Annotated in this window: 9 protein-coding genes and 1 tRNA gene; 3 read left to right on the top strand and 7 right to left on the bottom strand. The window is 47.5% G+C overall.

The window, feature by feature from the left end; genetic code table 11:
- Positions 1–159: 159 nt before the first annotated feature.
- The gene (locus tag ACZOWY_RS08870) at positions 160–930 is read right to left on the bottom strand and encodes a DUF3298 and DUF4163 domain-containing protein (protein WP_484395826.1); all 771 of its coding nucleotides are present in this window, start codon (positions 928–930) and stop codon (positions 160–162) included.
- A gap of 257 nt (positions 931–1,187) precedes the next feature.
- Between ACZOWY_RS08870 and ACZOWY_RS08865 the strand changes: the two genes are divergently transcribed.
- On the top strand, positions 1,188–2,417 hold the full coding sequence (locus ACZOWY_RS08865; RefSeq protein WP_484395823.1) for a hypothetical protein: 1,230 nt from the start codon (positions 1,188–1,190) through the stop codon (positions 2,415–2,417).
- Positions 2,418–2,509: 92 nt separating this feature from the next.
- Positions 2,510–3,304 carry a vWA domain-containing protein gene (locus ACZOWY_RS08860; protein WP_484395821.1) on the top strand — a complete coding sequence of 265 codons (795 nt, stop codon included), beginning with the start codon at positions 2,510–2,512 and terminating at the stop codon, positions 3,302–3,304.
- A gap of 198 nt (positions 3,305–3,502) precedes the next feature.
- Here ACZOWY_RS08860 and ACZOWY_RS08855 read toward each other — a convergent pair whose 3' ends face one another.
- Positions 3,503–4,423, bottom strand: a complete 921-nt coding sequence (locus tag ACZOWY_RS08855) for a ketopantoate reductase family protein (protein WP_484395816.1) — start codon at positions 4,421–4,423, stop codon at positions 3,503–3,505.
- Between the two features lie 359 nt (positions 4,424–4,782).
- Between ACZOWY_RS08855 and ACZOWY_RS08850 the strand changes: the two genes are divergently transcribed.
- Entirely contained in the window at positions 4,783–5,793 is a 1,011-nt protein-coding gene (locus ACZOWY_RS08850; RefSeq protein WP_484395811.1) for a hypothetical protein, read from the top strand.
- Between the two features lie 174 nt (positions 5,794–5,967).
- Here the strand turns inward: ACZOWY_RS08850 and ACZOWY_RS08845 are convergent, their stop codons facing one another.
- From ACZOWY_RS08845 to ilvB, 5 genes are all read right to left on the bottom strand, one after another.
- Complete coding sequence (locus tag ACZOWY_RS08845) at positions 5,968–7,584, bottom strand: bifunctional metallophosphatase/5'-nucleotidase (protein WP_484395807.1); 1,617 nt, start codon at positions 7,582–7,584, stop codon at positions 5,968–5,970.
- 201 nt (positions 7,585–7,785) lie between these two features.
- A tRNA-Thr gene (locus ACZOWY_RS08840) sits at positions 7,786–7,861 on the bottom strand.
- Positions 7,862–7,920: 59 nt separating this feature from the next.
- Complete coding sequence (locus tag ACZOWY_RS08835) at positions 7,921–8,466, bottom strand: SGNH/GDSL hydrolase family protein (RefSeq protein ID WP_484395805.1); 546 nt, start codon at positions 8,464–8,466, stop codon at positions 7,921–7,923.
- Positions 8,467–8,522: 56 nt separating this feature from the next.
- A complete protein-coding gene (locus ACZOWY_RS08830) occupies positions 8,523–9,785 on the bottom strand; it encodes an ATP-binding protein (protein ID WP_484395797.1) in 1,263 nt (420 codons plus the stop codon).
- Between the two features lie 236 nt (positions 9,786–10,021).
- A complete protein-coding gene (gene ilvB / locus ACZOWY_RS08825; RefSeq protein ID WP_484395791.1) occupies positions 10,022–11,722 on the bottom strand; it encodes a biosynthetic-type acetolactate synthase large subunit in 1,701 nt (566 codons plus the stop codon).
- Positions 11,723–11,823 lie beyond the last annotated feature (101 nt).

Raw genomic sequence — 11,823 nt, 5'->3', positions numbered from 1 at the left:
AACAACTTTAAAGCAACTTATAATTACACAGGAAACGCCATTTTGGCGAGGTTTTGTACCTCCCGGGCGTTCCATGTGCCCGGCAGACAAAAAACGCTTTCAGGCATTGCCAAAAACGCAAGCCTGAAAGCGTAGATTACGTAAGTGAAAACTGCCGGGTTATTTCAAAAGTTTTTGATTGAACAGCGTCTCATTTCCCTTAAAGGGAATGAAGGCCTCAACCGGTCCCATTACCGCGGGCCCCAGGGTGCCCGCCGGGAATACCATGGTGATCCCTTCGTCACCCCAGTACCATGTCAGAGGCGGTTCCCCGGCATAATCCCTTTGGAACAGCTCATCCACAATGGCCCTGTAGTTATCGTAATAAAACAGCTGCCGCTCCTTTTTCGCCTTTTCCAGAGCCGGCTTCACATAGTAATCACGGAACTCTCCCCGTTTGCCGGGAGCCAGTGCCCCGTCCATGGTTATGAAATTGCCGGTCACCGGGTCAAAGTTGTAGGTGAAAATATCGATGTTCGGATGGGCCCCGCCCCGACTCTGATAAAACTCAACATATAAACTCAGAATGTTTCGGTCCAGGTATTTCTGCCAGACCCTCTCTTCCAACAGGAAATGCATATACTCTTCCGGACGGTGCTTTTTCAGTTCTACCGCGTCGTTGTAATCTTCTTTTGCTTCGTCCTCCATGCGGTAATTCCACTCTTTGTTATGCACCTGCTCCAGCTTTTGCGCCAGAGCCGGGAACGCGTCCGCGTTCTCCACGATCAGGCGGGTATAATCGGTGACGATACACACCTGCCCCTGCGGCGTCCGGTACTCCTTCTTCTGCTGCTCCATCTTAACAGAAGGAAGCTGTGCTTCCGCAAAACAGAAAGAGGCCGTGCATACCATTACCGCCAGGGTCAATAAAGCCGCAACAAATTTTTTCACTGATAACACCTCCTGCCGAATCTGCAAAACACCAGGAACGGTTTTTACTTCCGGAAACGCATCCGGACAAATACATCCCACCGCGCCCCGCACAATTCTATATAGCTATTTTATCACAGATATTTTATAATATAAACGATGGATGGATAAATTTCTTTTTTCAGCCATACGAATTACATATTACAGAATCAGTTAAGTAAAAACGGGAGAATACGGTAACACGGTTTTACTGACCGCTCCAGAGAAAGGAACCGCTTATGAAACGACTGCTTACGTTATGCCTGGCAACCCTGTTCTTCTGCCTGTCCTTTTCCGGATGCTACCTGGACGACTTCACGTCCTCCGAACAGGACAAACTCTATGACAGCGCTATAAAAATCTTTAAAGACTATCTTGCCAAAACAGATCCCAACGCAAAGATCAAAGAAGTATCGAGCGTAAAATATCTGGGTGAAAACCACCAGCTGCAGCTGACGGAATTTGTAAGCGGCGAATACCAGTCCGGCAGCAAGCAGCTGAAGTTCGCCGTCAACACCAAAACCGGCGACATCTATACCTCCAAACAGGCAGATTTATATAAAGAAAAAGTAACTGCTCTGATCAACGACATGCTGGGACTGCAGTGGACCGCGGTTAAGCCGGAAGTTCACATCTCGTCCCGGGTCGACATGCATGGGAAAAAACCGCCGCTCGGAGGCGTTACAGAAGACAGCGAGCTCCGTGGCGTGCTTCCCGTTACCATCCAAGACATGGACGCCTTTGCCAAAGATTCTCTGAAAGACAAAAATTACTCCGTCAATCTGCACTTCATCTACACCGGGGCCCCGCTGCGTCCCCGCGCGGTGATGGAAACGGCGGCGGAACAATTCAGCAGCCGCGTGCGCCTGAACCTGCAGCGTTTTCCGGACGCGCTGCAAAAAGATGTGGAAGTGGCCAGCCGCGCAGCCTGGGGCGAAAATCCCCAATGGCCGGTGAACGGGCACGATTCCCTGGCCGTTGAATCCCTGACCATCTATGGAAGCGACAAGCTTGAACACAAACAGTGGCAGGATTACAACGACAAAGCGCCCTTTACCATCCACTACCCCGCCATCACGCTCCTGCGCGAAAAACAGAAAGACGGTTCCTTCAAAGAACAGGAAAGCCGTTTCGACATAACCCGGGACATGCAAATCAGACAAAGCGGCAAGCAATTTGAGTTTGTCACGACGAACAAACGCATCATCAAATACTATGTCTTTATGGACAGCCTGGCCCCGGCCGACAACGTGATGGCCATCGCGGTCCGCAACCGCAAATTCCACGACGCCGCCTTCAACGAATTCGGGTGGCATCCCGTGCTGGGCCGCTGGTGTATCGGACCAAAAATACATGACACAAAAGCGCCCAACCAACTGTACGCCATGGAAGAAAATGACCTGATTATTCTCGGCAACGAAGGCCTGAACAAACTGAAACCCAAACAGAAAGAGGCGGAGAAAAAATAACCGTAAAAACACAATTTTGACAAACAATTGCCTTAAAATAGTTACAATGGATATTCGCAAAACAGTCATTTACTTTACGGGAGGAACTCATCATGAAAAAAACTGCCATCCTCTGCACTGCCCTTCTGGCTTTAGCCTGTTCCGTAACGGCTTTCGCCGCTTCTTCGGAAACGTTGGCAAACAAGCCCGGCATTCCTGCAGGCACCCAGATTTTTGCCACGGAAACCACGGAAAAAGAAAAACCTGCCGAACAGCAGCAGAAAGCCGAAAAAGCTACTTCCATGGACCTGGTGCTGATCCTGGACAAATCCGGTTCCATGTACGGGCTGGAAAAAGACACCATCGGCGGCTTCAACTCCATGCTGGACAAACAGCGGCAAAGCGAACTGCCGGTGAAAGTGACCGCCGTCATGTTCAACAACGCGGTTTCCACCATCTATGAACGCACCGACCTGGATAAAGTGAAGAACATTACCGATAAAGAATACACCCCCCAGGGCACCACGGCCCTGCTGGACGCTGTGGGCAACACCCTGTCCCAGATGAAAACCCTGCCGGACATCGATGCCAAAGGCAACAAAGTACTGGTAGTCATCACCACGGACGGCAAGGAAAACGCTTCCAAAGAGTGGACCTACGCCAAAGTGAAAGCGCTGATTTCCGAACTGCAGGAAAAGAATTTTGAGTTTGTCTTCCTGGGCGCCAACATCGACGCGGCCGCCGCGGCACAGAACATCGGCATCAAAAAGCAAAATGCCGTAAAATACAAAAACACCAATTCCGGTGTGAAAGCCAATTTCCGCGCCGTGAGCGCCATGGTGGCGGATTACGCAGCCGGCGAAATGGAAACCGGAAACTGGAAAAAAGAAGTAGAAGAAGACAAATAACCGATACAGAAATACAGAATTTATTTCCCGGGAAATGATAAAACCGCCAGAGAGCACCGAAAAACTCTCTGGCGATTTCTATTCTTCCTTAATTCTCTAAAATGCTTCTCTAACAAAAATTCTGACTTTTTATCTGCTTCCTCATCAAAAACAACCCGGATTGCTCCGGAGTAAAAGCCACATATTGCTTCACAATTATTATTGATAGTCAAACTTTCCGTCGTTTTTTTCTTCCAGCGCCTTGATGGCATGATATGTATATTCCGCAAACGGAACCTGTATCCCTTTTGCCTCCGCTTTTTCCATCAGTACCCTGCAGAACATATCAATTTCTGTGTGCCGTTTGGCCTCCAAATCCTGCAACGTGGAAAAACGGGCTTTTTCCAGCCAGCGGGGACGGGTATTCTCCAAGGGTCCGAAGGTAATCCCGTACGCCGCAGCCACCTGTCGGGCTTCCGCTTCCAACCTGTCACGGATAAATCCTACATGATCACTGTCAAAATAGGATGCATATCCTACGCCCAGCACAGCCTGAGGCAAATTGTAAGCGATGTTCAGCGTATACTTCAGCCACTGGTCCGAAATAATATCCTTGCAGAAATTATATTTCAATGTTGTTTTTGCCAACAGCCTGCGGATGGCAACCAGCCGTTCCGATTCGTTTTCCGAGTCTTTTTCGCCTGCAAACAACCCCGGTGTCTTTTCCGCATTAAAAGTCACGCTGTTTCCGTTCCGTTCCGAGTTAATGCGCATCAGGCTGTACACGATCTGTGAGGGATCAATCACCGTGCCGATGATCTCCTCGCTGTCGATGCCGTTCAACAGACTTAGAACCGTCGTGTGCGGCGTCACCACTGTGCGGATATCATCCAGCGCAGCCCGCAATCCTGTATATTTTGTAGCAACGAGCAACAGGTCAACACCTTTCGCCTCTTCCGGAGTCTTCACCGCTGGCTTGTACACCGTTCCATTGATGCAGATTCCGTCCCGTTGCAAACGGTCCTTCCGCTCTCCTTTGGCAATCAGGCAAAAGTCAATGTTCTGCGCTGCCGAAAAACCGTAGACAAAATACGCCCCAATGGCGCCTGCGCCCAAAATGGCGACGGATTTAATTTCCATACAAACTCCCCCTCCGATAACTTTCCGCCTCACCGTTTTGCAGGACACACAGCAACAGCTCGCGCCGAAAGCAGTCTTCTATATATACTCTTCTATAATATAAATATAATAAAAAACAATTTAGATAATTATATCACACATAAAAACACAATCATAGTCTGTATTGAAAAATAAACACCCGCCCTTTAATTTGCACTTTATTTTTGATACAATAAAACAAAGACATTTAGTGTGTATAAATTAGCTTCACGTGAAACGGACAGCACGTTTTCTGAAATCTGCTATTGTAATGTAAGAAACGATAAAGAAGCTGACGGCATCTTCGCCATCCCGGAACAGATTCAGAAGGAGGTAACATCATGCGATTCTGGAAATTCGGACTCTTTTTACTGTGCTGCAGTTTATTCGGCCTGAACGGCTGCACCGGAGCAGAGGAAAAACCTGCGCAAAAGCCGACACAAAAACCTGATGTATCCTTTACGCCCAGCGAGATACAGAAAAGCGAGATTTCGATTTATCACAAAAACATTTATTATGAACTGATCATGCGTCGCGAGGGGGAAAAAATCCTCTGTACCATGCGCACCATGAAGTCAAAGTTCAACCTGACACCACCTTCCGGACTCACAGGTATGCAGCCCATTGCAGATACATCGAAGAAAAAGGAACGCATTTTTCCCAGGGGCTGCAGCTTCACTGCCGATGAAATGGAACTGGCCAATCTGGACAAACTACTCCAGAAAGGCGGAGTCAGCGCAGCGGCCGCTACCGCAGAGCCGATTGAGTTTAAACAGCTCCGGCTTCTGTACGTAGAATACAAAAACGGAAAACATATCACGCTGAACCGGGCGGGCAAAGACAGCCCCTTCCGCAAAGGCGTTTCCAATGAGATGCTGGTAGAGTTTATGGAAAAGCTGGCGAAGGATAACGGGCAAAAACTCTATGATGGGAAAGTCCTGCTAGGTCAGTTGTTACAGTGTCGCTTCAGCAGCGCCGGAAGTATGAGCGGCGGGCATCATTTTATTGACCTTACGCGGAAGAGCAAAACGGAATCACTGTTCGACAGCCGTTTCAAAGAATGGCATAATTCTCTGGAAAAAACGCAGAATCGTGTCATTTCCACACAAATACTGGAGAAAATCGATGCGTTGGGCCGGGAATATAAAATCGATACCTGGGGACCTTTCCCCGAAAATGACCTGATTGTACTGGATGCCGCCTCAGACAGCATTTCCCTTTCCTACGGCGAACCCTGGTCCTGGGTAAAATGGGATCTCCGCATGGGTACAACAGATAAATTGACCAAGATACAGTCGGAATATTACAGAAAAATATACAAACTGCTGATAGATGAAGATAAAAACGGGTAAACGAATACGAGATAGACGAAGAAAATAAGATAAGAACTGAAAAGAAAGCTAAAACCCTCTCTCCCAAAAAACTCCGGAGAGAGGGTTTTTTATGCTTCTTTTCAGAACGACCCGTGAAAAAGTGCACCTGCCTTTGTAAAAGTACAGCCATCCCTTTGCAAGGTTACGTTACTTTTATTTAATGATCGTGATCCGTTTCTGTCCGTCCCAGGCTGCATACTCGGCCGGGATTTTGGCGTTCAGATAGTTCTGCACGTATTCCATGATTGCGTCTACATCGGAAATCTGACCGTCCTGCAACAATTTGCAGTCTTTAAACATCACATTACCGTCGCCGCCATTTTTCAGTACATAGTTAGAACCGCCAACCGTATAGTTCGCCTTCAAATCCAGAGGCTTTCCGTTGACCATCACATCTTTAACGCGGTATTCGCCTTCCACTTTTACAAAATTGCCTTTTTCATCCAGCTTCACAGAAGAAGGAATCCGGGAGTCGATGGTATAGGTAATACCGGATACCTGCATGAAGTTACCCCGTTCTTCCGGATAATTGGAAGCGCCGAACTCCAACGCGTCTAACAGGGTCTGGCCGCTGCATTCCACAGCCGCGCACATATTACCAAAAGGAAATGCTTCCAGCAGACTGGCGTACGTAAATACACCTTTCTTAATGTTGTTGCGCAGGGAACCGCCGTTGACAATGGCGACATCGGTATCCAATACGTTTTTGAACGCGTCGGCTACAAAATCGCCCATATTGGTTTCCCCGTTACGCACCCTGCGAACATTGTCAGCCGGATTGTCAGAACGGATATCAAATGCGGTTTCGCCTACTGGCTGATTCAGAATCGGTTCATATTTTTTATTTTCTTTGGCAATCAACTTTTCAACTTTTTTGTCAGAATTCGTTAAATCCGTTTCCAGCGTGGATACAAAACTGCCGTCATCTTTCAACACCAGCTTACCAATCGACTGCAACTTGGTCCCGGTCTGGGTGATCAGAATCTCTTTCCCATCCAGATTCTTTTCATAACGGGCTGCATACTTCTCATGAGAATGACCGTCAATTAGAGCATCCAACCCGCGGGTATTGCGTACAATCGCCGGACTGGCCCAGCGGGGAATGGAACCGTCCATGCCCAGATGACCTACTATAAAAACATATTCCGCGCCCTCTTTACGAACCGTATCAATCGTCTTCTGTACCTGCTTGTATAACTTCTCTCCGGTTTCATCTTCAAAGAAACCGTAAATAAAGTTACCCGTTTCATCCTGGAAGAATTTAGGGGTGGAAGTGTTCAGAGTCTGAGGCGTGGTCACACCAATAAAGCCCAAACTTTTTCCTCCGATTTTAATAATCTTATAGGGGAACAGCGGCAGCTTGTTGGTACGCAGATCAATAAAATTGCAGGAATGGTATTTGGATTTCTGCATTTTGGCCAATTTAAAGAACTGTTCCATTCCATAATCAAATTCATGGTTACCCGGAATCAGGAAATCATATTTTACGGCATTCATGATACGTACTACCGATTCTCCCTGTGAAAGCTTGCCGATAGGCGCTCCCTGCACACAGTCGCCGGCATCTACCAGCAATACCTTGTATCCGGCCTTCTTTAAATCTTTTTTGTACTGGGCCAGACGGGGAAACCCTACATTGTCCAATACCCCGCAATGAATGTCGTTGGTATGCAGGATCACAATATCTTCTGCCAGAACCATACAGGGCATAGAAAGCATGAACAGCAAAAGCAAAAGAAGCATAAGAGTTCGACGTACGTAGCTAATCATAATGACCTCCTTGTTAAATAGAATGTTGACATATCTTTTGGTCTACTGTTTATATTTTACCCTATTTCTCATAATTAATGAAGGAATTTTTTCCTCTCCCTTGTATGTTCCTTTTACCAAATGTCACCAAAATGGTCACCATTTCTATTTTATCGGAATAAAAAAGCGGCTCCCAATCTCTTGGAAACCGCTTGTTTACTATGGAGCCACTTATAGGATTTGAACCTACGACCCTCTCATTACGAATGAGATGCTCTGCCAGCTGAGCTAAAGTGGCAACTATGGTAGTACTTTATTATTATCCACATTTTTCGGTCATTCGTCAAGTACTATTTTTTAATCTTCCCTGATCCACTTTTTCAGCAACGATGATGCATAATTTCCCAATGCTTCGTACGTTTCAGCTTTAGGGTGAACACCGTCCCAGATAAACCACTCCATACGGTGTTTCTTCGTAAAAAACATTGGCTCAAAGTCAAGAAGATAACATTTGTTTTCAAATTCATTTTTCATTGCTTCACGCATGCGTTCAATGATGTGATTCAGTTCTTCCGCACCACACAGCCAGGGCAGAACCAGACAGAACGCTGCGTTTTGTTCATCACAAAACTGTTTTGCCTGTCGGATCTGTTCAATGGAAAAGGTAAGTGGGCAGCCCTGGATAATATCGTTCATGCCCCCTTCAAAAAGAATATGTGTTACCTCTTTTGGCAGAGGTCGGCAAATCAGACGGTCTTTGATATCATCACAGCATTCACCGCAGATACCGTGGTTCAGCATGCGGATGCCAGTGTTTTTTTGCACCTGCGCCACCCAGCTGTTTTCCTGATAAAAGGGAAAGCCTTCAATTAATGAATCTCCAAAACAGGCAATGGTATTCATATTATTTCTCCAAAACATTTCACGCAAAACATAAAGCAAACTCAGTAATTACAAATTTATTCTTCCAAATTCCCCAAATACCATTTTACAAACTGGTTGGCAATGCGTCCGTTCCGTCCGGAATGTTCCATCTCCCATCGGATGCCCTCAAGACGTAGCTCTTCTTTGGAAAGCTGTACGCCAGCTTTACGCAGTTCATGATCAATAATCTGCAGGTATTCGTCCTGGCTGGGAGCCGAATAATGCAGAATCAAACCGAAACGGTCGGAAAGGGAAATACTTTCGTTAGCACTGTCCTGCCGGTACACCTCTGCTTCCATCGCATCGCTCCGATCACTCCAGGTTTCCTTCAGCAGATGACGGCGATTCGAGGTAGCGTAAATCAGAACGTTGTCCGGCTGGGCCGTAACACTGCCGTCAATAACTGATTTCAGGTATTTGTAACTGGACTCCCCTTCATCAAAGGAAAGGTCATCAAAAAACAGAATGAATTTTTTGCTTCGAATCTCATTCAGCTTTTCCAATACAGGCGCAACCATATCCAGCTGATCCCGGCCAATCTGAATCAGCCGCAGACCATCGGCGGCAAACATGCCTGCCAGTGCTTTTACCCCGGTAGACTTCCCGGTTCCCCGGGCACCGGTCAGCAGCACATTATTGGCAGGCCTGCCTTCCATAAAGTTCCGCGTATTCGTCAGCAGCTTTGTTTTCTGGTCTTCGTACCCTAACAGGTCCTCCCATTTAAAGACCGGGAAATCCGCGATTCCAATCAGTTTTCCACCTGTACCGATACGGAAAGCTGTGTAACGGGCCAGCATGCCACTGCCCCATTTTCTGTAATAAGCCAGCAAGGTCCGGGCCGCCCCGGCTACTGTCTTTGCCCGGGCTATTTTTTTCTGCAAATTGGTTTCAAACTTATTGTCAGTCTCTACAGCCGGGCAATATGTATCCAGAAATGCAAGCCCGGTAAAGTCATCGTTTTTAGCCGAAAGATATGGCAACAACAGCTGCATATCCCGGACCATGACCTGCATCAGCCCTTTTCCGTAAGAGCCGGCCGCTTCGATGGTATCCGCCGCCGTGTTGTTGCCTTCCGCCAGGCAATGAATGATATAGGCCGACAAAATATTACCGGAAAGCCCCAGTATTTCCGCTTTTTTTACCAATAATGCCGCCAGTTCACTGCGAAGCACCTGTATTTCCGTGTTCCGGTCTTCTTCACCGGCAGCTGCAATGTCCTGTTCTTTTAACTGAATGGCAACCAGTTTCTGTATCACTGCATCTTCTAACAGATTCCGGCACAGCATCAATTTTCTCAAGTCGGGATATCCCATAACTGCACAACCCCTCATTTCTTAATAACAGAAACTGCTGATCCGGCAACCTTCTGCCAAAATGTTCAACAGTATGTTTACACAATAAATACGAAAGTACCGGCAGTCCCAAAATAATATGCACAGATAGCCGGTACTTTATTTTACTATATTTTATTTCTTCAGGCAATGCCGGTCATCAGGCAAATGCAAGGTGACCGGTTCATTCCCAAACCAATTAGTCAGTCAATCGTGTCCTGCAGGATCATCTGATCCAGATGTCTGCCCCCGGGCACCATTGGGAACACGTTCTCATCGTTTGGAATCGCCACGTCAACCAGCACAGATTCACTGCTTTCCAACGCCGCTTTTACAACGCTTTCCAGCTTTTTGGGATCGCTGACCTTCATGCCTTCCACACCCATAGCCTTGCCCATGGCTGGGAAATCTACCAGGTCTTTCACTATAGACTGGCTTTCACGCCCTCCGAAGAACAAGCGCTGCCACTGGTTCACCATGCCCAGCACGTTATTGTGGAGTACGAAAACCTTTACGGGAATGCCATAGCGGTGCAACGTGGCAAATTCCTGGCAACACATCATGATGCTGCCATCGCCGGTAAACAGGATAACCTGTTTATCCGGGCAGCCCAGCTTGGCACCCATAGCCGCCGGCAAACCGAAGCCCATGGTTCCCAGACCGCCGCTAGATAGGAAATGGCGGGGCAGGTCCACATCGTAGAATTGGGCCGTCCACATTTGATGCTGCCCTACGTCGGTTACTACCACAGCATCTGTGTCCGCATGTTTCATGATGGTTTTGTATAACAGTTCCGGCGTGATTTTAGCCTTCAGTTTACGGGAAACAAACGGATGATCTGCTTTAATTTTCAGCATGGCTTCACGCCAGGGTGCAAACTGTTTTTTCAGGCTCGCACCACTTTTCTTAATTTTCTTCAAAAACAGTGGCATGGACCAGCGCAAATCGCCGATTACGGGAATGTCTGCATGAACAATCTTGTCAATTTCGACATTATCCACCTCAAATTGGATAACCGTAACATTTTTGGCAAATTTTTCCACATCACCGGTGACACGGTCGCTAAACCGGGCACCGACGGCCATGATCAAGTCGCACCGGGTTATACACATGTTGGAAGCAAACGACCCGTGCATGCCCACCATTCCAAGATGCGCATCATAAAAATCCGATACTGCGCCTTTTCCCATGAGTGTCGTTACAACCGGTACACCGGTAGCTTTCACAATCTGGCGGACAAATTCTGCCGTATCGGAAGAAATGACGCCGCCACCTGTCATCAGTACCGGCTTCTTTGCTTCTTTAAACGCAGCAACCGCCTTGTCGATGTCAGCTTCATTACCGGTAAAATCCGCTCTGTAGCCCCGCAGATGGACTTCCGCCGGATATACATAGTCGATTTCCGCACGAAAAACGTCTGTCGCAATATCAATGAGTACCGGACCCGGCCGTCCGGTCGTAGCAATCATGAATGCTTCTTTAATAACGCGAGGCAAGTCTTCAATCTTTTTTACCAGATAATTGTGTTTGGTAATCGGCGTTGTAATACCGGTGATATCTGCTTCCTGGAAAGAGTCCCTTCCGATTGCCCTGGTAGCCACCTGGGCACTGAAAACAACTAACGGAATCGAGTCCATGTATGCAGTTGCAATACCTGTAACCATGTTACATACACCAGGTCCGGATGTCGCGAAACATACGCCGGGACGCCCCGTAGCACGGGCATATCCGTCTGCCGCGTGCACAGCACCCTGCTCATGGCCTGGCAGGATATGCCGGGGATATTCCGCTTTATACATTTCATCATACAAAGGCAGGATTACGCCACCGGGGTATCCAAACACCACATCCACGTTTTCTTTTTTCAAGCTTTCAATTACAACTTGCGCGCCATTCAGTTTCATCGAGCTTTACCTTCTCATTCTCTCAGGATTAAACCGCCGGAGGCACACTCCGGCAACAGGTTCATTGTTCAGTAAGGGTATGCATAGAGGCTCATTGCCGC

It is taken from the genome of Succiniclasticum sp. (genome assembly GCF_056977735.1).
The sequence above is the reverse complement of the archived record's forward strand: the minus strand, read 5'-3'. Positions and strand labels throughout refer to the sequence as shown.